Annotated in this window: 18 protein-coding genes and 3 pseudogenes; 11 read left to right on the top strand and 10 right to left on the bottom strand. The window is 36.8% G+C overall.

The window, feature by feature from the left end:
- Positions 1–286 precede the first annotated feature (286 nt).
- Positions 287–1315, top strand: coding sequence for a class II fructose-bisphosphatase (gene glpX, locus AA81_RS05030; RefSeq protein WP_103898417.1), 1029 nt, complete (start codon positions 287–289; stop codon positions 1313–1315).
- Here glpX and AA81_RS05025 read toward each other — a convergent pair whose 3' ends face one another.
- The 5 genes from AA81_RS05025 to lspA are packed head-to-tail and all read right to left on the bottom strand — an operon-like array spanning position 1316 to position 7257.
- Positions 1316–2371, bottom strand: coding sequence for a lysylphosphatidylglycerol synthase transmembrane domain-containing protein (locus AA81_RS05025; RefSeq protein ID WP_103898416.1), 1056 nt, complete (start codon positions 2369–2371; stop codon positions 1316–1318).
- Positions 2364–3419, bottom strand: coding sequence for a glycosyltransferase family 4 protein (locus AA81_RS05020; RefSeq protein ID WP_103898415.1), 1056 nt, complete (start codon positions 3417–3419; stop codon positions 2364–2366). The genes AA81_RS05025 and AA81_RS05020 overlap by 8 nt, the downstream gene beginning before the upstream one ends.
- Positions 3420–3443: 24 nt before the next feature.
- Complete coding sequence (gene dnaE / locus AA81_RS05015; protein WP_103898414.1) at positions 3444–5852, bottom strand: DNA polymerase III subunit alpha; 2409 nt, start codon at positions 5850–5852, stop codon at positions 3444–3446.
- Positions 5853–5867: 15 nt separating this feature from the next.
- The gene (locus AA81_RS05010; protein WP_103898413.1) at positions 5868–6827 is read right to left on the bottom strand and encodes an RluA family pseudouridine synthase; all 960 of its coding nucleotides are present in this window, start codon (positions 6825–6827) and stop codon (positions 5868–5870) included.
- Positions 6802–7257, bottom strand: a complete 456-nt coding sequence (gene lspA / locus AA81_RS05005; RefSeq protein ID WP_103898412.1) for a signal peptidase II — start codon at positions 7255–7257, stop codon at positions 6802–6804. The genes AA81_RS05010 and lspA overlap by 26 nt, the downstream gene beginning before the upstream one ends.
- A gap of 433 nt (positions 7258–7690) precedes the next feature.
- Between lspA and AA81_RS05000 the strand changes: the two genes are divergently transcribed.
- Positions 7691–8980: an O-acetylhomoserine aminocarboxypropyltransferase/cysteine synthase family protein gene (locus AA81_RS05000; RefSeq protein ID WP_103898411.1), complete on the top strand. Its 1290-nt coding sequence runs from the start codon at positions 7691–7693 to the stop codon at positions 8978–8980.
- Positions 8981–9028: 48 nt separating this feature from the next.
- Complete coding sequence (gene metA / locus AA81_RS04995) at positions 9029–9958, top strand: homoserine O-acetyltransferase MetA (protein WP_103898410.1); 930 nt, start codon at positions 9029–9031, stop codon at positions 9956–9958.
- An 84-nt stretch (positions 9959–10042) separates the two neighbouring features.
- Here metA and ackA read toward each other — a convergent pair whose 3' ends face one another.
- Positions 10043–11248 (bottom strand): acetate kinase, encoded by a 1206-nt coding sequence (ackA, locus tag AA81_RS04990; protein ID WP_103898409.1) that lies wholly within the window; start codon positions 11246–11248, stop codon positions 10043–10045.
- Between the two features lie 295 nt (positions 11249–11543).
- Between ackA and AA81_RS04985 the strand changes: the two genes are divergently transcribed.
- Together AA81_RS04985 and AA81_RS04980 are read left to right on the top strand one after the other, a co-directional pair.
- Positions 11544–12557: a permease gene (locus tag AA81_RS04985; RefSeq protein WP_103898408.1), complete on the top strand. Its 1014-nt coding sequence runs from the start codon at positions 11544–11546 to the stop codon at positions 12555–12557.
- Between the two features lie 197 nt (positions 12558–12754).
- Positions 12755–13099 carry a thioredoxin family protein gene (locus tag AA81_RS04980; RefSeq protein ID WP_103898407.1) on the top strand — a complete coding sequence of 115 codons (345 nt, stop codon included), beginning with the start codon at positions 12755–12757 and terminating at the stop codon, positions 13097–13099.
- Positions 13100–13367: 268 nt separating this feature from the next.
- Here AA81_RS04980 and AA81_RS14765 read toward each other — a convergent pair.
- A pseudogene (locus AA81_RS14765) lies at positions 13368–13463 on the bottom strand (SDR family oxidoreductase); the annotation flags it as partial.
- A gap of 285 nt (positions 13464–13748) precedes the next feature.
- Between AA81_RS14765 and AA81_RS14690 the strand changes: the two are divergent.
- Both AA81_RS14690 and AA81_RS04970 read left to right on the top strand, forming a co-directional pair.
- Positions 13749–13883: a hypothetical protein gene (locus AA81_RS14690; RefSeq protein WP_255408238.1), complete on the top strand. Its 135-nt coding sequence runs from the start codon at positions 13749–13751 to the stop codon at positions 13881–13883.
- Positions 13877–14179, top strand: a pseudogene (locus AA81_RS04970) (group II intron maturase-specific domain-containing protein); the annotation flags it as partial. The gene AA81_RS14690 and the pseudogene AA81_RS04970, both read left to right, overlap by 7 nt.
- 92 nt (positions 14180–14271) lie before the next feature.
- Here the strand turns inward: AA81_RS04970 and AA81_RS04965 are convergent.
- From AA81_RS04965 to AA81_RS14760, 3 genes and pseudogenes are all read right to left on the bottom strand, one after another.
- A complete protein-coding gene (locus AA81_RS04965; protein ID WP_103898405.1) occupies positions 14272–16278 on the bottom strand; it encodes an oxidoreductase in 2007 nt (668 codons plus the stop codon).
- Positions 16279–16650: 372 nt separating this feature from the next.
- Positions 16651–18585, bottom strand: coding sequence for an oxidoreductase (locus tag AA81_RS04960; RefSeq protein WP_103898404.1), 1935 nt, complete (start codon positions 18583–18585; stop codon positions 16651–16653).
- A 135-nt stretch (positions 18586–18720) separates the two neighbouring features.
- Positions 18721–18807, bottom strand: a pseudogene (locus AA81_RS14760) (cyclopentanol dehydrogenase); the annotation flags it as partial.
- A 156-nt stretch (positions 18808–18963) separates the two neighbouring features.
- On the opposite strand from AA81_RS14760, the gene AA81_RS04950 reads away from it, so the two are divergent.
- The 4 genes from AA81_RS04950 to AA81_RS04935 all read left to right on the top strand — a co-directional run.
- Positions 18964–20058, top strand: a complete 1095-nt coding sequence (locus AA81_RS04950; RefSeq protein ID WP_103898403.1) for a Gfo/Idh/MocA family protein — start codon at positions 18964–18966, stop codon at positions 20056–20058.
- 31 nt (positions 20059–20089) lie between these two features.
- Positions 20090–21235: a Gfo/Idh/MocA family protein gene (locus tag AA81_RS04945; protein WP_103898402.1), complete on the top strand. Its 1146-nt coding sequence runs from the start codon at positions 20090–20092 to the stop codon at positions 21233–21235.
- 271 nt (positions 21236–21506) lie between these two features.
- Entirely contained in the window at positions 21507–22010 is a 504-nt protein-coding gene (locus AA81_RS04940) for an NADH-quinone oxidoreductase subunit NuoE family protein (protein ID WP_103898401.1), read from the top strand.
- Positions 22011–22029: 19 nt separating this feature from the next.
- Positions 22030–22359 (top strand): (2Fe-2S) ferredoxin domain-containing protein (locus AA81_RS04935; RefSeq protein ID WP_103898400.1); only part of this gene is annotated, 330 nt, incomplete at its 3' end.

Raw genomic sequence — 22359 nt, 5'->3', positions numbered from 1 at the left:
TATAATAGAAATGCTTAAGAAAGATAAAGTTGCGGGACGAAAGGGCAAAAACTCCTTTATTTTTTGGGTGCGGGGCGAAGGGGCGCTAACACAAACTTTTAGAAATAAACAGATTTTCAAAAATAAGTTTTTGATTTTAAAAGGGTTACAGGGCGAAGCCCTCCCCCTGCAGGGTCTAAGGGGCCGCAGGTCCCTTCCTTAAAAGGGCGGGCTGCGGGGGAAGGGCGCTATTACAGGTTTTAGAGTTCGTAAAGACAATTAAAAATTTTTGTGAGGAGGGGTTTTTATGGAAAAGAAGATTTATCCAGAGTTGACTATGGATTTTGTAAGGGTTACAGAATCATCAGCCTTGATGAGTAGCTTATTTTTGGGTTGTGGTAATTTGGAAATGATTAATCATAGTTCCATTGATGCTATGAGAGGTATGTTTGATTACATAGACTTTAAAGGGAATATAGTGATGAGTAAATACGCTAAAGAAAATTCAAAGATGTTGTACGTAGGTGAAAAAGTGGGTAGTTGGCAAGACAGCACTTCTGAAATGGATTTGGCCGTTAATGCTATAGACGGAGTGAAATTAGCTGCTTTCGGCCTGCCCAATGCCCTAAGTGCGGTTGCTGCCACGGTGTCTGGAGGCATTAAAGTACTGCCGACTTTTTATTCATTTAAACTTGCTGTAGGTCGTGAATTAAAGGGAAAATTGGATTTAAGAAAACCTATGAAAGAGAATATAAAAATCGCGTGTGAGGTTTTGGGAATTGCACCAACGGAACTAACTTTTGTTATTTTGAATAGACAAAGGCATGAAGAGATTATAGAAGAGATTAAAGAAGCTGGTTCAAGAATAAAATTAATAAGTGATGGGGATATTACAGCAGCCATAGCGACCGCGATTCCCGATAGTGGAGTGGATATCTATGTTGGTATTGGGGGAACTCTTGAAGGGGTACTGTCAGCTGCTGCTTTAAAAACGTTAGGGGGAGAAATTCAAATGAAATTATGGACAAGGGATAGAATTGAAGAACAATCGATCAAGGAAGAAGGTTGGGACGTTGAAAAAATCTTTTATACCGATGAAATAGTTGGTGGGGAAGATGTAATATTTTCTGCAACAGGTATCACGGATGGGGATCTTTTAAAAGGGGTCAAATTTGTTAAAGGTTTTGCTTACACTCATACACTTACGATGAGAAGTAAGAGTGCTACTATAAGAAAAATCGAGTCTATGCATAATTTGAAAAATAAAACTATAAGGTTGAAATCTTTGGGAGAGGATAAAAGATTAATCGATTTGAGAAACGAGTATATTAATTAATTACGTTTCAACCCCTTTTTCTTTTGCCCTTGTCATAAGTAAGATTATCCCTTGGAACGCTATTTGTAAATAATAAGTTGCGAATCTCCACAACAATATAGTTGTAGAAACGAATCTTCCAGGCATAAAACTGGCAAGGACAATACCATATAATGTCTCTACTCCACCTGTGGAACCAGGGGTAGGTATATAATAGATAACAAAATTCATTATTATAAAAAGAATGAATATTTCAAGGATGCTGTAACTTCCTGACGTAATTGATGTCAATGCAATATACAAACCTAGAGAATGAAAAAAAACAATGAAACCTCCGAATATAAAGTCAAGCGTAACTATATGTGCCTTTTCTATCCAAAGTGTTTTAATACTTAATTTTAGCTCTTCTAACCAATTTTCTAACTTTTGTAATCTTTGTTCGAATTTCGATTTATTTTTTAATGGGAATATCTTTAGTAAGAAATTAAACAATTTATATAGCAGTTTTGGGTTTAAGAATATTAAAATTAACAAAGCAGAGAACCCTAAAGCTGCTATTATACCAATGATAAGTATATATTTCCCAGTTCCTATTCTTCCTAAAATACTCATTACTCTTCTTATGAAAATTAGTATGATAGCCGACGAGAATAATAAATTTTCTACAAGCCTTGACAATACTATATTTGTAGCCAAAGTTGACTCTATTCCTAATTTTGTAAGATGGTATATTTGATAAGGTTGACCACCACTAGCCATTGGTGTGATATTTGACATAAAATAGTATGAAATGGTATTATATATGGCATCTTTAAACTTTATTTTTTTGTGGAAGCTTAAGGTTACTATGTACAATCTTATTAAATCGATCAAATAAGCGATAGAAAAAACTATAAATACCTCCACAATAACAAATAGATTGACAGTTTTAAGGGTTGCGAAGGTTTCTTGAAAATCTGCAAAAAATGAGATCACAATGTTGATGACTAAACCAATAATTAAAACAACGATTAGATTAATGATTATTTTTTTTCTACTAAGTGCGCTTTCATTGTCTTTGCCTTTATCCTCAGACATTTTTTCCTCCTGTATGGATTTTTTGCTTTATACCTTCTTCATAGATATTTTTTAATTTTATAAAGGCTTTTTCATCGCTATAATTTTCAAATAAGATGTAAGACTTTTTCTCGTATTCAGCGTATAACTCTTTGTTAATATTAAGCTTTTTGATTGTCTCAACAAAATCTTCCACTAAATTACCAGATAAATAGTATGGAGAAAATATTTGTTTGTAAACTGGTAAATCTCTCAGTACTAAAGGTAAACCACTTCCAGCTGCTTCAATTACGACTAAACCAAAGGTTTCATGAAAGGAAGGGGAAAAGAAAATATCGGATAAAGAATAATAATCGATCATTTTTTCTCTATTTATAGTCCCGGCGAAATTGACATTATTAGGAGCTTTTTTTATCAACTTGTTCATTTCTTCGTAACCTTCGGTGAACTGTTTAAAGGGCATTCCCCCAGCCCAAATGAACTTCATGTTCTTTAATCTTTTAGCGGTTTCCACGAAATCTGTTATACCTTTTCTAGGTTGAATCTGTCCGGCACCCAAAATTATGAAATCATCGTCATTATACCCATATTTTTTTCTTAAATAAGATTTTTGAGTGTCTTTTTCCTCGGGTTTTGTGAGAAACAATTCTTTTATAACAAAGTTTCTAAAGATCACAATTTTATTAGGATTTATCTTGAGATCCTTAATCAATTCATTTTTGGTCTCTTCACTGACTGCTAAAATGCAATCAGAAGAGTTATAGAAATATTTTAAATACCTATTGAAAAAAGGTAACCATAGCTTGTTGAATTTTATACTCCCTTTCAACGAATTAGGAACTATATGAGCGGAAATGACACAAAAAGAATTTTTCTTATTCTTTAACAACGAAAAGAAGCTTTTTATATTGAGAGTATGAATATGTAAAACATCGTAATTTCCTAAAATTTTGTTCTCATATATAGTGTAATCACTGTATTTTTTTAAGATGTATTTGTGATCCGATGTGGCAGAATACACCCCCTGACCAGGGTATTTCTCAGCTATTGATAGAATATCGATTTTCATATTTTCCCTTCTCAAAATTGGAATTTAAATGAATTTAATAAGTCTTTTTAGGTTTTTGTTATAAACTTTTGAATAGATCATAGCAGAGTTATCGACTATAAAATCTCTGAAGACATAACTATCAAGGTATACCTTTTTTCTATAAAGATATTTATCTATCAACGTGTTAGATAACCCTTTTTGAGACATTAAACTCAATGGAAATCCTATACTTTCTATTTCGTACTGGGCTAAATCTTGTAAGGTTGTTTCAACCTTTTTAGTTGATTTTTGTTCCACCTCTCCGAATAACGTACTTTTTATATCTTCTAACTGTTGAACTTTTCCTTTCACTCGCTGAGTGACCTCTCTTAGTAGATTTTTACGATTGTTGTTGTAATAATCTAACGCGCCTGATTTGATTATTAGTTCCACAATATTTCTATTGATATTTTTGTTGATTACGAAATTAAAAAAATCTTCTAAGTTTGAGAGTTTCGCTTCTTCGAATATGTGAGAGATATTTTTGCCTATTCCTTTAATTATATACAAAGGTAGTATTAGATCTGTTTCACTTGCTAAACCAAATGGATATCTAATGTCGGGTAACTTTATTTTCACACCTAAAACTGATGCTTCATTTATTATATCAACATCGATGCCTTTTATTTTAACATATTCTAAGAAGAAATGTGAAGGATCTTTAAATTTTTTTTCTGAAAGCCAGTAAGTAATGTGAGCGTATGCAACCGCATGAGATTTATTAAAGGCATACTGAGCAAAGTTTTCTATCTGAGAAAACAATAAAGTTGCTTCTTTTTCGTCTATCTTTTTTGAGGCGTTGGTAACAAATTTGTTTTTGAAGGTTGTAATTTTGTCTTTCTCTTTTTTAGATACTGCTTTTCTCAATAAATCTGATTCTTGTGGAGAAAATTCTCCTAAGATTTGAGCGATTTTCATTATCTGTTCTTGGTAAACTAAAACTCCCTTTGTCTCGGGGAAGATTTTTTTCAAATATTCTGGGGAGTCATCATTAACGTATTGATCTATCATCCCAGATTCAAGGGGTCCGGGCCTGTTGATGGCTAAAAGTAAAACAAGCTCTTCAAAATTTTTAGGTTTTATTCTTTGGGCTAATTTTTGCCCTAATTTTGAGTCCAATTGGAAGATGCCTTTTGTCAAACCTTTAGATAGGTAATGGAAAGTTTTTGAATCGTTAAGCTCCCGGTACTTTTCTTTTATCTGTAATCTTTTTAAGAAGGTCAACGTGTCCAAAGCTAAAATGTCGAACTTTTCCACTCCTAAATATTTTAAATCAGACATTTCCCATTCTATTATAGGTACTTCCTTTTTTTCCACAGGAGAAAAGGTTCTAAGGTCATTTTGGGAAATTATTAAACCCGCTGCATGTACTGACTCTGCAACTTCTATTCCTTCAAGATAATAAGCGGCATAAAAAAAGGTTTTCTCTTTTTGTGATAAAGATTTGAATTTATCGATGTTCTCTTTGCTTCTTATTGGGGTGTTTATTTTGGCTTCTAAATTGTATCCAAGTAATTCTTCTGCCTTTTTTAAAGCAGATTTAATTTTCATGGTTGAGTAGGTCCTGATTTGAGAGATCTTGTTTTCTCCAAATTCTTTTTGCAATGCCTTTATTAGATCAACCCTTTTCTCCGCGTCGATATCCAGGTCTATATCGGGTAATTCATGCCTGTATTCGTTTAGAAATCTTTCGAAGAGGAGACCGTATTCAATAGGATTCACCTTAGTTATTCCTAATTTATAAACTAAAAAGGAACCTACTGCTGAGCCTCTTCCAGGTCCGACCGAGATGCCATTTTTTTTAGCGGTGTCAACGATTTTTTTAACCGTTAAAATATAATTTTCTACTTTTAACTTTTTTATTATGTTCAGCTCGTAAGATAGCCGTCTTTTTTCTTCGGAAGTTAGGTCTTTTTGTGAAACAATATCTGTTAAATTATAGTCAGTGACTTTGTATTCATCAAATCTATAGTTTACTATATTGTAATAAGTTTCTATATTTGAGAAAATAGATAGTTCATTTTGATATTTTAAGACATCTTTGATACAAAGAGATTCTTCATCTTTAAAAATATCTTTTAAAAAGTCAGTTGGATACTTCACATAGGGAAGATCCAAATCGATTTTTTTTAATCTTAAGTTGTTTCCTAATCCGTTGTAGTGCATTATAGCTGATCTAATATCGTTGTTTGTTTGCAATAAGTACTTGCCATTTGCCGTTTCATACAGGATTATTGGCTTAATTCTATACTTTTGGGCATAAACGATAAAACTCACCCATGATCTTGGGTGCGGTTCTGATAGAACTATGGAATTGTACTCATATCTTTTTGCTATGGAGAAAAGGTCCCTTAGCTGAAGATATGATTTGCCAATGCTTTTTGAAGTTACCACAGGTCCTAAGATCTTCAATGGCAGAGCCCTCCATCAAGAATTTTGCCTTTTTAGGTTTGTTAAAGTGATCAAAAGACTTTTAAAATCTTCGGGTAAGGGGGCCAAAAATTCCATCCATTCGTTACTTTTTGGATGATAAAAGCCTAATTTCAAAGCATGAAGCATCTGTCTATCTACTGATATTTGAAGATCTTTTTCGACTTTATTTTTTCCATACAAAGAATCTCCAATTACAGGATTACCGATGTATTTGAAATGCACTCTGATTTGATGTGTCCTTCCTGTTTTCAACCGTATCCAAACCAATGTGGCAAGATCTCCAAATTCTTTTAAAACTTTGTATTCGGTTATCGCTTCTCTTCCGTTGTACACAACAGCCCTTTTATGCCGTAAAACAGGATGCCTCCCCAAAGGTAAAATTATTTTTCCTTCCTTTTCTTTCAGCGTTCCTTCTATTAGGGCTAAATAGTATTTCATTGTCTTTCTTTCTTTAAATTCTTTTGAAAGTAAGTTATGAGAATAAACATTTTTTGCTACGACCAACACACCGGAGGTTTCTTTGTCCAACCTATGAACAATACCTAATCTGTTTGGATCCTGCATAGTTTTGTCAAGATCCTTTACATGGTGCAGCAGGGCGTTCACCAAAGTACCGGTTTTGATATTTGGTGTTGGATGTACTATCAATCCAGCAGGTTTGTTGATAACGATTAACTCTTCATCTTCATATAGTATATTTAATGGTATATTTTCTGGTAAAATTTTCTCTTCTTTGGTTTCTTTTACCATTTCATAAAAATCTATTTGAATTTCGTCGCCTTGTTTAACTTTGTAATGAGGTTTCTTTTGAGTTCCATTGACGGTAATTTGTCCTTTGGTTATTGCGTTTTGAACGAGATTTCTAGAAATTTCAATGGGAATTTTTTCGACAATGTATACGTCGAGTCTTTTTTGATCATCATCCTTTTCAACCTTGTATATTCTTTTCTCCATATTTGCTCCTTTTGAAAAAATGGTATAATAAAATCACACCACCAAAAGTCACGAATATATCAGCTACGTTGAATATAGAAAAGTTTGGCCAATATATCATATCTACAACGTATCCTAACCTAATCCTATCAAAGATATTGCCTAAAGCTCCCCCAATAATAAAAGATATACCCAAGTCAAAAGAAGTATTAAAAAACTTATTTTTTTCTTTGTATTTTTCTTTTAAGATAAAAAGAAAAATCACTATTAGCGTAGAGAAGATTCCATGAAACAAAGCCATATCTTTAAAAAATCCAAAGGCGATGCCTGTGTTTTCAACGTAAGTCAATTGGAAAAATCCGATTTTAATGTTGTTTTCTAGAAGAAAAGTTTCTGAAAGTTTTTTAGTTAATTGGTCAAAAAAGATAATAATAGGTATAACCCAATTCATTTACTCAGCCCTTTCTTTTCACTTTATTACAGCTGTTATTGATTATAACACTTTAGGGGTGAAATTTGCCACTTTACCGTTAAAAATCTCATTAATCTGGCTGTTGACAGAAGCCTTACTTCAACCATATTGGGGTGGAGCCTTAGTCCTCCTTCCTTATGGGTGAGGAGAGTTTGCTGTATTGTGCAAACTATGTTTTTTTGCAGCTTTGTGCAAAATGCTTCTTTATAATACCTTTGCGAAGCTTTTGCCGTTTTATGCAAAAAGCATTTTCATAATGCTTTAGAAGTAATATCCAAATTCTCATTTGCGAAGCAAATGATGCACGGGGATCTTAAGGGGTTTACCCCTTAACGATTCGGCAAAGGGGCGCTAACACAAGTTTTAGAGTTTCTCAAATTACTATAATTTTAAACAAATGAGGAGGAAAGATATGGAAGAAAGAATTCACAACTTCGATACTTTAATGGTTCATGCGGGTTTTGAAAAAGAGCCGACCACCGGGGCTAACGTAGTACCAATTTACCAGACTTCATCTTATACCTTTGAAGACTCAGCTCATGCCCTTAGGCTTTTCAACATGGAAGAATCCGGGAATATATATACACGTATAATGAACCCAACGACCGATGTGTTGGAGAAAAGGGTTGCTGCTTTGGAAGGTGGTGTGGGCGCTTTAGCCACTTCATCGGGGCAAGCTGCAGAAGCGATAGCAGTCTTAAACATTATGGAAGAAGGGGATGAAATACTTACAGCAAGCTCTTTGTATGGTGGAACATTCACATTATTTAAGAATTCTTTGAGTAGATTTGGCATAAAAACCCACTTCTTTGACATTGACGATGTGGATAGCTTGAAAAATAAGATAAATAATCGGACAAAGGCGGTTTATGTGGAAACCATTGGTAATCCCGAACTTTCTGTACCTGATTTTGAGCAGATTTCTAAGATAGCTCATGAGAATGGTATACCTTTGATCGTAGATAACACCTTTGCGACACCGTACTTGTGCAGACCTTTTGAATTTGGCGCTGATATCGTTGTTCACTCTTTAACCAAATATTTGAACGGGCACGGTAATTCAATTGGTGGAATTATTGTTGATAGTGGAAATTTCGACTGGAACAACGGTAAATTTAATATGTTAACTGAAGAAGATCCTGCTTTTCATGGGATAAGCTTTTATAAAAAATTTGGAAATGCTGCCTATATCTCAAAAGCCCGCTCCCAATGGTTAAGAGATCTAGGGGCTTCAATAAGTCCTTTCAATTCTTTTTTGATATTGCAGGGCATTGAAACATTGAGTTTAAGAATGGAAAGGCATTCCTCAAACGCAATGAAAATTGCAGAATTCCTATCCGAAGATTCGAGAGTGAGCTGGGTAAATTATCCAGGACTGAAAAATCATAAGGCTCATAAAAATGCGGTTAAATATCTAAAACATGGTTATGGAGGGATGCTTTCCTTCGGAGTAAAAGGTGGAGTAGAAGCTGGGAAAAGATTTATCGAAAGTTTAAGAATATTTTCCCATGTTGCAAATGTTGGCGATGTTCGATCACTCGCCGTTCATCCTGCTAGTACCACTCACGGGCAATTGAGTGAAGAAGAACAGTTGGCTTCTGGGGTAAGTCCTGATATGATTAGACTATCCGTTGGAATAGAAGATATTAATGATTTGATCGAGGATATAGATTCAGCTCTAACTAAAGCAACTAAGAACTAATAACCATTTTTTAAGTTCATCCGGGACAGAACGAAAGGAGTGTTAAAAGTGCCTATAAAAATTCCTGAAAACTTACCAGCTGCAGAAGTATTGAGAGAAGAAAACATATTTATAATGACTGAAGAGAGGGCGGCACACCAAGATATTAGGCCTTTAGAGATTGTTATTTTGAATCTAATGCCAAACAAGATAGTCACCGAAACTCAATTATTACGCTTGTTAGGAAACACCCCTTTGCAAATAAATGTAGTGCTTTTAAGGATGGTATCACATAGCCACAAAAACGTATCGCAAGAGTACTTAGACACCTTTTATAAATCTTTTGATCAGATAAGTCACAGAAAGTTCGACGGATTAATTATCACTGGGGCCCCTGTTGAAACTCTTGATTTTGAACAAGTGGATTATTGGGAAGAGCTTAAAGAAGTGATGGACTGGTCAAAGAAAAATGTATTTTCTACTCTTCATATTTGTTGGGGTGCACAAGCAGGATTGTACTATCACTATGGTATAAACAAATATCATGTATCAAAGAAGATATTCGGCGTATTTGAGCATTCGGTAAGTTGTGAAGACTCGCCATTGGTTAGAGGGTTTGATGATACGTTTTGGGTCCCTCATTCGAGACATACCCAAATCAAAAGAGAAGATATTGAACCAATAAAAGAACTGATGATCCTATCCGAATCGAAAAAAGCAGGTGTTTATTTAGTTGAGAGAAAAGATGGTAGGCAAGTGTTTGTTACAGGACATCCGGAATACGATCCAGAGGTTTTAAAAAAAGAATACTATCGTGATTTAGAGAAAGGTATGGACATTGATATCCCAGTAAACTACTTCCCACATGATGATCCAGAAAAACGGCCCGTCGTGAGATGGCGAAGTCATGCTTATATTTTATTCAACAATTGGTTAAATTACTATGTTTACCAACAAACCCCATACAATCTTGACAATATTGACCAAGCAATCCTTTAACAATCAATTCAAAAAAAACAAAACTGTAGGGCTAACTTATTAGTTGCTCTACAGTTTTAGTATCTTTATACAAAATTTTAGAATTTAATTTTTGGTTGAAACCAATTCTTTGGTTTCTCTTGCTATCATAAGTTCTTCGTTTGTTGGAACTACCAACACGGTTACCTTAGAATCGGGAGTACTTATGACCCTTTCTAAGCCTTTAAAATTGTTTTTCTCTTTATCTATCTTCACGCCAAGATAAGTTAAATACCTTTCACATATTTCTTCCCTTGTTACCGGAGAATTCTCTCCTACACCGGCGGTAAACACTATAACATCTACACCGTTCATCGCTGCAGCGTAAGCTCCAATATATTTGGCTATCCTGTACTCATAAATGTCAAGTGCAAGACGACAAACTTTATCTCCTTCTAATGCTTTATCTTCAATATCCCTCATATCACTTGAGAAACCTTTCGTTATTCCATAGACTCCACTTTTATTATTCAATATTCCTATAACTTCTTTTGCTGTTAATCCCTCTTCTTGAGCCAGAAATGAAACAATGGCAGGATCTATATCCCCACTTCTTGTTCCCATAACTAAACCCTCTAAAGGAGTGAATCCCATTGAAGTGTCGAAAGATTCACCATTTTTTACAGCGGCAATGGATGCCCCATTTCCAATGTGTGAGGTTATGATTTTAAGTGTTTTTATATCTTTTCCCAATATTTCGGCTGCCCTTCTTGAAACATATTTATGACTCGTACCATGGAACCCATAACGTCGAATCTTGTATTTTTCGTAGTACTCATAAGGAATTGCATACAAGAAAGAAGTATTTGGCATAGTTTGGTGGAAAGAAGTATCAAATACCCCAACTTGTGGCACATTGGGTAAAAGGTCCATCGCTGCTTTTATTCCCATGACGTTTGCAGGATTGTGCAACGGCGCCAAAAAAGACATCATTTCAATTGCATCCAAAGACTCTTTGTCAATAATAACAGAAGAAGAAAATCTTTCACCCCCGTGCACCACTCTATGTCCAACTGCATCTATTTCCTTTAGAGATGAAATAACCTTGTAATCTTCAGAAGTTAAGAGATCTAAAACTTCTTTTAAACCTTCTTCATGATTTTTTATAACCTTCTCTATAACATATTTTTCTTCGTTTTTTCTGTGGATGATTCTTGATCCTTCTATGCCTATTCTTTCAATCAATCCTTTGGCTAAAACTTTTTCTGTATCCATTTCAAGAAGTTGATATTTAATTGAAGAACTTCCTGAGTTGATTACTAAAACTTTCATGTTTTTCCTCCTCATGCAAACGATTTTTAACTGTTAAATTATACATCAATATGGAAGAAATTTCAAATAAAAAATATCCAAGAATAATAAGTAGCAATAATTTCTTTTGAAAGTAGTGACTTATGATCCCAGATGTAAAAAAAGTCTCTTTCGGGACATTATGCAACAGCTGAGTTGTGAGTGCCTAATTGAAGATTATAATCACAACACATTGACAAATTTTGATTTTACTCATATAATGATAACATATCAAATATTTTTGATATGTTATTATCATATGTGAGGTTTTCCTAGAATGCAAATATTAAAAGAGATTTGGGATTTTACTCAATATCAGCTTCTTGGAATGAAATGGCTTGATACCTTGATTGGAAAGATCCTTTCAAGTCTAGGAGTGGATACATCTACCCGCATAGGTGGTAGCATCGAGTTTTTCGTCTATGATGTCATTAAGATAATCATACTACTGTGTTTACTGATTTTCTTTATCAGTTACATTCAGAGCTTTTTTCCACCAGAACGCAGCAAGAAAATATTAGGCCGATTTCAAGGTCTCGGTGCTAACTCTGTCGCGGCTTTACTAGGCACGGTAACGCCTTTTTGTTCTTGTTCATCCATTCCTTTGTTTATTGGTTTTACATCTGCAGGCCTTCCAGTGGGAGTAACTTTCTCGTTCCTTATCTCTTCCCCCATGGTCGACCTAGGTTCGCTGCTTCTGCTTATGAGTATTTTTGGAGCAAAAGTTGCAGTCGTGTATGTAATACTCGGATTGATTATCGCAGTAATAGGTGGTACGGTTATAGAAAAATTACGAATGGGAAAGTACGTTGAAAGCTTTATTATGATGGCTGGAAATGTAGATATAGAAGCACCCGACCTGACAAGAAAGGATAGACTGGTCTACTCTAGGGACCAAATGCTGTCCACCTTTAAAAAGGTGTTTCCATATATCTTGATTGGTGTAGGCATTGGCGCCATTATTCACAACTGGATTCCCGAAGAATGGATTAACTCCGTTCTCGGTAGTAAAAATCCGTTTGGAGTTGTTTTAGCCACACTTGTTGGCATACCAATGTATGCCGATATCTTTGGTGTAATCCCAATTGCAGAAGCTCTATTATCTAAAGGAGCTGATCTAGGCACCGTTCTTTCGTTTATGATGGCGGTCACAACTCTGTCTATACCATCTATGGTTATGTTACGCAAAGCTGTCAAACCGGAGCTGTTGGCGCTATTTATCGCAATCTGTACCATGGGTATTATTTTTGTAGGTTACCTTTTTAACGCTATTCAAGGCTTCATCATATAGTAGTAAGAAAATATCAGTAAAAGACTTAGTGTCCAGCTATTGTTTATACGATCTTTATGGAGTGTGGCATTTACATCAGAAGTTGTTGACCGCGCAAGGCTCAATTGTGTCTATAATATAGTTATACGTCTGAATAGATTCCAAATAGTTGCCATCAATTGAACAACAAAAACTGAATAAAAAGGGGTGTAATAAAAATGTCACTATTCGAAAAGAAAAAAGAAGAAACAACATCCTATATCGGAGAAAACAGAGATACAGGAGGCCTGGCAAAGGGAGCACATGCTAAAGATGGGGGTGCTAGTGTTAAAATACTTGGAAGCGGATGTCCAAAATGTAAAAAAATGGAAGCGGTAACAAAAGAGGCTCTGCAGCAGCTTGGTATGGATACAGCGATTGACCATGTAACAGATTTTTCGGAAATAGCAGCTTATGGTGTCATGACAACTCCTGCTCTTGTTGTAGATGGGAAAGTGGTTTCTTATGGTAAAGTTTTAAAAACAGAAGAGGTAGTGGAGCTTCTTCAAAAAGTTAGGTCATGAAAAAGATGAATGAAATTAGCAACCCGTGTCACAGATTTCATTAGCATGGTTGTTACACAAAGAACCTTTCGTAGCACATATTATTTAGCAGTTTTTGAAAATTGAATAAATTTTTAAGATTTGAAAGACAGATCCAGGCTTTGGTTCGGTTTTTCACCTCAAGATATAAAAGATCTGCTGTGAGCAGACCTTTCTATGTGCACCCATATGCCCGGTACATATAAAAAACATCCGCTTTACGCGGATGTTTTGATGATACGATTTATTATTATAATGCAGTGTATCCTCCATCAATGACCAACTCAGAGCCTGTCATGAACGAGGATTCATCGGAAGCTAAGAAAAAAGCTCCGTATGTTATATTTAGCAAGTTCATCTGTAGCTGTTTTTGTTAACAATCTCGATGCACCTTAACCTTCCTTCCTTCCTTTTCAAAGATATACTGTCTTCAGAAACTCTAAAACATGCATTGTAACTAACTTTTAACACTTTCAATATTTAGGGATAAAACGTTCCAATCTCCCCCGTTGTTTCCCCTGCTTCTGCCTACGATAAGAATTATGCTTTCGCACCTTTAGAAAAGGTTGTTAAGTATTTGGATCTTAGTGGGTTTAACTTCTTAACGGAGTAAATCTGACGGATATATGGTATGAAAGTAGAAGAATTGTATAGATATCTCAAAAAACATGGAGAAGAATTAAGGCAAAAGCTCCTTGAAGTAAGATACAACCCGAAACCGGTAAGTAGGAAAGAGATACCGAAACCGGATGGATGGAATGGATAAACTACTATGGAATAGCGAACATGAAAAAGGTAGCAGAAAATCTTGATGGATGGCTTAGAAGGAGAATTAGGATGTGTATCTGGAAAGGATGGAAGAAAATCAAAACAAGACATGAAAACTTAGTCAAATTAGGACTAAACACGTACAAAGCATGGGAATATGCAAATACAAGAAAAGGCTACTGGAGAATCTCCAATAGCCCAATACTTTCAAGAACACTAACTAATAAACACCTTAAGGAAATGGGTTTAACTTTGATCCTGGAAACGTATAACCTAAAACATCAATTAGGTTGAACCGCCGTATACCGAACGGTACGTACAGTGGTGTGGGAGGACGGTAGATAAATTAATTATCTACCTCCTACCCGATTACCTTTTCGATGAATTTATATGTTTCTTGCCACTTCGTATGCATCCCAGATTGCATACATAATATTGCGTGCACTGTTGGCATCGCCTATCAAATAGGTATCCGGGACCTTGCCTGCAATTTCACTATAAAGCTTACGGTCAGGCTTTAAGCCTATGGAGATTACAACCGTGTCAGCAGGAATGGTGCTCTTCTTAAAGTTCTTATCTATAACCTCTATGGCGCGGTCCTTGACCTCCTGCAGGCTAGTGTTGAGGACAGTCTTTACTTTATAAAATTTAAGCATATCAAGAACCATAATCTTGTTGGCATGCGGTACCGGCATACCGGCTCCCATAAGCTCGGGAAGCATTTCCACTATTGTAACATCCTTGCCTTCCATAGCGAAGCTTATAGCTGTTTCACAGCCTACCAGTCCGCCTCCGACAACAACCACCTTTTGTCCGACTGGTTTTTTCTTCAGCAGGACATCCGTTGCCGTGACCACATTATCCCTATCTATACCGGGAATATTTGGTATGGAAGGAACTGAACCAGTGGCAACAATAACCACATCCGCTTCTCTGTTTTTTACATCTTCCGCTTTTACTTCCGTATTGAGCTTTACATCTATATCTAGTTTCTTAAGTTGCGTCCTATACCAGTCAAGAAGTCTGGCGTTGTCTTTTTTGAACTCATCGACGGAACCTTCTATTACATGTCCTCCAAGTTCTCCGGTCTTCTCGTAAAGCGTAACCTTATGCCCTCTCATGGCAGATACCCTAGCAGCTTCCATGCCGGCTATACCGCCTCCTATAACCATGACATTCTTAACAGTATCCGCCGGGTGCACACCGTATTCTTCTTCTCTGCCGCAGGCCGGGTTTACGGCACATGACAATGGCTTACCCTCAAAGCCTCTGCCTAAGCAGCCATCATGGCAGCCTATACAAGGACGAACATCTTCCGATCTGCCTTCCAGAACTTTATTACCCCACTCAGGGTCAGTTAATAGTCCTCTCCCAAGGCCTATCATGTCGGCTGCCTTGCCCTCTTCCAGTGTCTTCTCAGCAAGCTCAGGTATCTCCATCTTACCTGCAACTATCACCGGAACATTGACTACCTTCTTGAGTTGCTCAGTAAGAGGCAGATACAGGCCGTGTTTTTGATAAATTGGTGGGTGTGCCCAATACCATGCCTCATACGAACCTGCATCGGCATCAAAGGCATCATAACCGGCCTTCTCAAGTATAGGCGCTATGGTAAGCCCTTCCTGCGTGTCGCGCCCTTTTTCAACAAAGTCCTCTCCGTCAAGGCCTCCCTGGTTCCAATCCTTGATATAACTCTTTATGCTGAACCTCAAACAAACTGGGAAGTCATTTCCGTTTACTTTCTTTATAGCCTTTACTATTTCAATCGGTAGTGTCAACCTTTCCATAAGATCTCCACCGTATTTGTCTGTCCTTCTGTTGAACATGGCCATGGTAAACTGGTCTAACAAATAGCCTTCATGTATGGCATGAATTTCAACGCCGTCAAAGCCTGCCTCCTTAGCAATTGCCGCCGACTCTGCCGACATTTTAACAAGCCTTTCTACTTCTTCTGTGGTAAGTTCACGACATGTAACCGATGGGTCCCAATAGTTGGGTATTGCTGATGGAGCTACAGGCTGCCCAACTACCATTTGAGGAGCAGCATTGTGACCCAATCCTATCGTCAATTGTAGAAATATTTTTGTATCATAAGCATGAACCTTCTCCACCATTTCAGATGTCGTTTTTATAAAGTGTGCGGGATCAATAGTTGTACATGGGAAAATTCCATCGTGAAGTTTTTCTATCTCATTTTCTACTTTAGCAGCACCAGTGATGATTAGTCCTGTGCCACCCTTAGCTCTTGCCACATAATAGTCCTGTGCTCTCTTGGAAAAACCGCCCTTCTCCGTTACCAATCCAAGTATTGCCATAGGGGCCATGGCAATCTTGTTCTTCACTTCTACACTTCCAATCTTAATAGGCTCAAAAAGTTTTTCAAAACCTTCCATACAAAAATGCCTCCTTTAAAATAGAAATTTTAGACACTCTAGAAATTCTAAAACATGCATTATAGTTAAGTTTTAATACCTTATAATATTATTTTAACTATTGTATTTCAATTCAAAAAAGTCAATTCAATTTATTGGCAATTAACCCAATTTCCCAATGCTTTTTGAGTGTGACGGTACGCTGGGGCCTTGAAAGAGTTCTCGAGTGGTTTACACAAAGCAAACGGCAGTAAACAATATGCTCTCGTAATTCCTGCCTGGGGACTACTATGACATCTTTAGCCACCCTCTGTTGACCCCGGCATACCCATTGCTGAGATACAATCACCCTCAGAAATGACAGATTATTTTTTTTGATGGGTAACATTTGCCTTATATCTTTACTGCTACCCTTGCTGCCTCTTCTATGGCTTCCAAGGTTTTTCTGGGCTCTATGGCATCACCAATCACATATACCTCAGATACTTTGCCTTTTATTTTCTCTTCTAGTGGGTTATATGCTTTAGCTCCCATGGCCAGGACTATCGTATCAAATCCTGTGAGCTTTTCTTCTTTTCCGCCTTTTTCATATACTACACCATCGTCAAGGAACTCCCTCACTGTGGCATTGGTAATTGCTTTAACACCGTATTTATTCAGCCTCTCCATGAGGAAGAATTTGACCGCTGCCTGTTCATCTTTCGCTATTTCCGGCAGCATCTCCACTATGGTTACATTATGATAATGCTCGCCTAGGAAATCAGCTGTCTCAACACCTACCATACCCCCGCCAACTATGAGGACATTCGTGCCGGCCTCTTTTTTGCCTTCCAGTATGTCAACCGCTTTGGCAAATTTGGGGTTGTCTATACCCTTTATATTGGGCACCAGAGGCACCCCACCTGTAGCTAATATAACCACATCGGGATTCTCTTTCATTATAAGGTCGTCTGTCACCTCTACCCCCATTTTATACTCTACTCCGTACTTCTTGCCCATGGTTATATAGTACCTTATAGCCTTCAGTATGTCCTGCTTTGTCGGTGGTATGGCTCCTATCCTGTACTGACCGCCCAACACATTTTCTTTTTCGTAAAGGGTAACCTTATGTCCCCTTTTGGCTGCCACCCACGCAGCCTCCAATCCGCCGGGTCCTCCACCAACTACCATAACGTTCTTGGATTTTTCCGCTTTTTCGACTTTAAGCTCTCCTTCTCTTCCAGTAAACGGGTTTACAAGACAGGAAATATTGGACTTTGTAGAATCAAACAGGTAGCCTGCGCAGGCCTGCATGCACCCTATACATGGTGAGATCTCTTCTGTTAAACCGGCAGCAACCTTATTGGGCAGCTCTGGGTCAGCCAGGGATTCTCTGCCTAAAGCAACTGAATCGGCTTTGCCACTTTCCAATATATCTTCAGCGAGCAATGGGTCATTAATTCTTCCTACCGCTATTACAGGTATATTAACGACCTTTTTGATTTGTTCCGATGCATAAACGTTAAATCCCGGAGGTACAGCTGCAGGTGCAATAATATATTGGGTGCTTGCATAAACCCCTGCGGATACATGGATTGCATCAACCCCTGCCTCTTCCATCACGCGGGCTACCAGTCTGGAGTCATTTATGTCTCTTCCACCAGGCACCCTCTCATCACCGCTCAATCTGAATATAATTGGATATCCGTTGCCCACTTTTCTCCGTATATTCTTAACTATTTCCACAGGGAATTTCATCCTGCCCATAAAATCTCCGCCGAACTCATCTACCCTCTTATTAGAATATGGAGACATAAACTGGGCTATAAGGTACCCATGGGCTCCATGTACCTCCACAGCATCAAACCCGGCATCTCTGGCCCTTCTTGCAGCATCTCCGAATTTCTCAATGAGGTCATATACTTCTTCGGTCGTCAATTCTCTTGGCATTTCCCTTTCCACCGGACATGGTATTGGCGATGGAGCCACAGGTTGACCTCCTATTTTATCGTGAGTTGTTTGCCTTCCGGCGTGATGAAGCTGAATTGCTATTTTAGCTCCATACTTATGAACCTCCTCTGTTACTTTCTTCCATGCAGGTATAAACTTATCGTCCCATATACCAGGCTCATCCCATGGAGAACCTTTTCCAAGAGGGTCAATTGCCGCAGCCTCTACAATCAGCAGTCCATATCCTCCTTTTGCTCTTGCAGCCCAATATGCTACATGCCCTTCGGTTGGGCTGCCATCCGCTCGTGCTAATCCAGTAGCCATTGGTGGTACCACATAACGATTTCTTACCTCCATCGTGCCTATCTTTATCGGTGAAAAAAGCACAGGATATTTCATATAATTGTCTCCCCTTTCTTTTTATTTTTATATTGTTATCTGTCTAAAAACCTTTCCTCTCGGAAAATGACCAGTGACCTTTAATGTCTCCCCAACACTTTTAATTGGTTACTCTCTTGAAGATTGTCACCTCCCTTTTACAAATAGCTCAGCTTCAACTTTTCCCATTCCTCTTGCGGCTCCTGTAATAATAGCAACTTTTCCTTCTAATCTTTTTTTCATACTATGTATCCCTCCTTTATGATGTGAATATTTACACAATTCATCGAAAATAAAAGAATTGAATTCACTATAGTTAAATTATACCATATATATTTAAAAAAAAAAGGTATTTATGTTAAAATAATAAAAATAAATCTTTTTTCATGGAGGTGTTTTATGTCAAAGAAAATAACGTATGGAATGGTTGGGGGATCAATTTATTCTATGATAGGTGAAGCACATAGAAATGCTATATTATCAGACGGAAGAGCAAGTATAGTTAGTGGGTGTTTTTCAAGGGATTATAAAAAAACATTAAAAACAGGCAAAAAATGGGACATAAAGAAAGATAGATTGTATGAAAATTACTTAGAAATGGCTGAAGAGGAGAGCAAAAAGAAAAATAAAATTGATTTTGTAGTTATTGCGACTCCGAATGCTTCCCATTATGAAATAGCTAAAACCTTCTTAGAAAAAGGTATAAACGTTGTTTGCGATAAACCACTCACAACAACAGTAAAAGAAGCAGGAGAGTTAAAACAGTTAGCAGATGATAACGATCTTTTGTTGTGTGTGACGTATTCGTACGTGGGGTATCCGGTGATCTCGATAGCAAGGAACAAAATAGAAAAAGGTGAGTTGGGTGAAATAAGGTTTGTTAACGTACAATATATTCAGGGATGGCTCGCAAAAAAGATCGAAGATGAAAACAAACAAGCTCAATGGAGGTTGGATCCAAACCAAAGTGGTTTAGCGAATACTACCGCCGACATAGGTAGTCATGTGGAGAACATGGTTTCATATCTTACTAGAAAAGAGATCGATAATTTGTGTGCACGCCTTGATACTTTTGGTGAATCAAGAAAATTGGAAGATAATTCCACCGTGATGGTAAATTTCAAAGATAAAAGTAAAGGATTACTTTTCATGTCTCAAATTGCTGTGGGAGAGAACAACAATTTTAGCGTTTGCGTGTATGGTTCGGAAGGTACGTTGAAATGGAATTTTAATCAAGCAAACAAATTAACAATTTTGTATGAAGACCACAAAGAAGAGATAGTTCAAAATGTGGATGAAATTCCTGGAACAAATATAGGGTTCAAAAATACTTATTCCACATTTATTACCGATTTAATAAATAAAAAAAACGGAGAAATTATAACCAACGATAATGCCCATTTTCAAAGTGTAAACGCGGGATTAAGAGGGATGAGGTTTATTGAAAAATGTGTAGAAAGTTCGAAAAATGGAAGCGTTTGGGTAAAGTTTTAAAACCAAACTCAAATAAGAGGAGGGGTAAAATATGTTCAAAAGATTGACTTATGGAATGGTAGGTGGAAGTAAAGACTCTCAAATAGGTATAGTCCACAGAAAAGCTATAAATCTACACGGGAAGGCAGAATTAGTCTGTGGAAGTTTTTCAAGAAACTTCAAAAACACTTTGGCAACAGGCAAAGAGTTAAAAATAGATGAGAAAAGATTATACAGAAATTATGAAGAAATGGCTGAGGAGGAGTCTAAAAGGCCCGATAAAATAGATTTTGTATCCATAGTTACACCCAACAGTTCACATTATGAAGTGGCAAAAAAATTTTTAGAATCTGGAATAAATGTGATGTGTGAAAAACCATTAACCATAACTCTAAAAGAAGCTGAAGAACTAAAACACTTAGCAAGAAGAAACAACCTACTTTTTGCTGTTGCTTACACCTATACGGGTTATTCTATGTTAAGATACGCACGGGAGTTAATTAAAAGAGGGGAAATAGGTGAAGTTAGATTTATCAATGGTCGATACATTAGTGAATGGATGGCAAAGGTCCCATTTGCCGGTAAAAATGCTCGCCATGAATGGAGATCAGATCCAAAAGTTTCAGGTCTATCCAACTGTGTTGCTGATATCGGAGTACATGTTGATAACGTGGTTTCTTTCCTAACAGGGTTAAAGATAAAGACCTTAATCGCCAGAATGGACAAGTTTGTAGAGCCAGATAGACTTGATGATAATGCATCTATACTAATAAATTACGATAATGGGGCAGAAGGAATATACTGGACGTCTCAAATTGCTGTGGGACATGAAAATACTTTGGATATCGGTATATATGGGGCAAAGGGATCTATAGAATGGTCACAAGAACACGCAAATTACTTGAAGATCTCAAAAGTGAATCATCCTTTTATAACCTTATCAAGAGGAAGCGAAAAGGTTGATGATTTTATTAAAAATGATTATGTGACTCCCGGTGGGCATCAGGAAGGGTATGTTGAAGCCTTTGCAAGGGTATACGATAAGTTTATAAACGCAATTGCAAAAAAGAAAAAAGGAGAACTTTTAGAACAAAGAGACTTAGATTTTCCCACTGTGGAAGACGGAGTAGAGGGAATGCGATTTATAGAAAAGTGCGTAGAAAGTACAGAAAAAGGTGCAAGCTGGGTAGAATTTTAAGATTATTTTGTTTTGATTTATGAAAAAAGTAATAACTGGTTTATATTTTATTAAATTACTAATCGATAAAAAATGGTATAATCAATCAGGTATATTATTAGTGAATTTTTTAACTTGTTCCCTAATGCCTATGGTCAGAAACTTTCCCCTTCTTTATGCGTAGGCTACAGAGTTTAAGGGACCGAAGGTCCCTTCCATAAAAGGGTGGGGAGCGGGGTGAAAGGGCGCTATATGTGTAATAAAACCTAATTATACGGGGAGGAAAAAATGAATGGAAGAACTTCTTGAGAGCAAATTAAAAGACGTGGAAACTTATCTTAATTCAATCGATTTGAACGATAAAACTGAAGAAGAAAGAAGAAGTTTGCTAATTGAAGTTTTGCATAAAGTTCAGGAAAATCTAGGATATATTCCAATTGAAGTGCAAAAATTAGTAGCTAGAAAATTGGAGATTCCTTCTTCTCAAGTTTATGGTGTTGTAACTTTTTATAACTTTTTCACCACAAAGCCTAAAGGCAAGTATCCTATAAGCGTATGCCTAGGAACAGCTTGCTACGTAGGCGGAGCAAATGAACTCTTAGACGAATTCAAAAAGATTTTAAATGTTGAAGAAGAAGAGGTAACCGAGGATGGATTATTTTCCATTCATCCCGTTAGATGTTTAGGTGCATGTGGTTTGGCACCTGTTGTAAAAATAGGGGAAAAAGTACATGGAAGACTCAAAAGAAACGATGTAAGAAGAATAATCAGAGATTATAGAGCCAAAGAAAAATAGTCAATAGGAGGGTTTCTCTATGCCTAAATTAAGGAGTTTAGAAGAATTAGAATCGTTGATAAATGAACTCAAAGAAAAAGAGAATAGAAGTAAAATTGTATTAAAAGTTGCACTAGGAACTTGTGGAATCTCAGCTGGAGCTGATGAAACTTATGAAGAGCTTCTAAAAGAGGTAGAAGAAGAAAAATTAGAAAATATTGAAGTCATTAAGACAGGATGTTTAGGATACTGCTATGCTGAGCCAACAGTAGAAATTAACGAACCTGGCAAAAAATCAGTATTGTATGGTAACGTTACGAAATCGAAAGTAAAAGATCTTGTAAAAACCCATTTGGTTCTCTTCCAAAAA

The sequence above is a fragment of the Petrotoga halophila DSM 16923 genome (assembly GCF_002924615.1).
Note: the sequence above shows the minus strand (reverse complement) of the source record. Positions and strands in the feature narration are given on the sequence as shown.

What these genes read in the sequence shown, in the direction of transcription:
- AA81_RS04980 (WP_103898407.1), top strand. Translation starts at nt 12,755, where the DNA reads ATGTCACTATTCGAAAAGAAAAAAGAAGAAACAACATCCTATATCGGA.
- lspA (WP_103898412.1), bottom strand. Translation starts at nt 7,257, where the DNA reads ATGAATTGGGTTATACCTATTATTATCTTTTTTGACCAATTAACTAAA.
- AA81_RS04960 (WP_103898404.1), bottom strand. Translation starts at nt 18,585, where the DNA reads ATGAAATATCCTGTGCTTTTTTCACCGATAAAGATAGGCACGATGGAG.
- AA81_RS04950 (WP_103898403.1), top strand. Translation starts at nt 18,964, where the DNA reads ATGTCAAAGAAAATAACGTATGGAATGGTTGGGGGATCAATTTATTCT.
- ackA (WP_103898409.1), bottom strand. Translation starts at nt 11,248, where the DNA reads ATGAAAGTTTTAGTAATCAACTCAGGAAGTTCTTCAATTAAATATCAA.
- AA81_RS05010 (WP_103898413.1), bottom strand. Translation starts at nt 6,827, where the DNA reads ATGGAGAAAAGAATATACAAGGTTGAAAAGGATGATGATCAAAAAAGA.
- AA81_RS05000 (WP_103898411.1), top strand. Translation starts at nt 7,691, where the DNA reads ATGGAAGAAAGAATTCACAACTTCGATACTTTAATGGTTCATGCGGGT.
- glpX (WP_103898417.1), top strand. Translation starts at nt 287, where the DNA reads ATGGAAAAGAAGATTTATCCAGAGTTGACTATGGATTTTGTAAGGGTT.
- AA81_RS05025 (WP_103898416.1), bottom strand. Translation starts at nt 2,371, where the DNA reads ATGTCTGAGGATAAAGGCAAAGACAATGAAAGCGCACTTAGTAGAAAA.
- AA81_RS14690 (WP_255408238.1), top strand. Translation starts at nt 13,749, where the DNA reads ATGAAAGTAGAAGAATTGTATAGATATCTCAAAAAACATGGAGAAGAA.
- AA81_RS04985 (WP_103898408.1), top strand. Translation starts at nt 11,544, where the DNA reads ATGCAAATATTAAAAGAGATTTGGGATTTTACTCAATATCAGCTTCTT.
- AA81_RS04945 (WP_103898402.1), top strand. Translation starts at nt 20,090, where the DNA reads ATGTTCAAAAGATTGACTTATGGAATGGTAGGTGGAAGTAAAGACTCT.
- AA81_RS05020 (WP_103898415.1), bottom strand. Translation starts at nt 3,419, where the DNA reads ATGAAAATCGATATTCTATCAATAGCTGAGAAATACCCTGGTCAGGGG.
- AA81_RS04965 (WP_103898405.1), bottom strand. Translation starts at nt 16,278, where the DNA reads ATGGAAGGTTTTGAAAAACTTTTTGAGCCTATTAAGATTGGAAGTGTA.
- AA81_RS04940 (WP_103898401.1), top strand. Translation starts at nt 21,507, where the DNA reads ATGGAAGAACTTCTTGAGAGCAAATTAAAAGACGTGGAAACTTATCTT.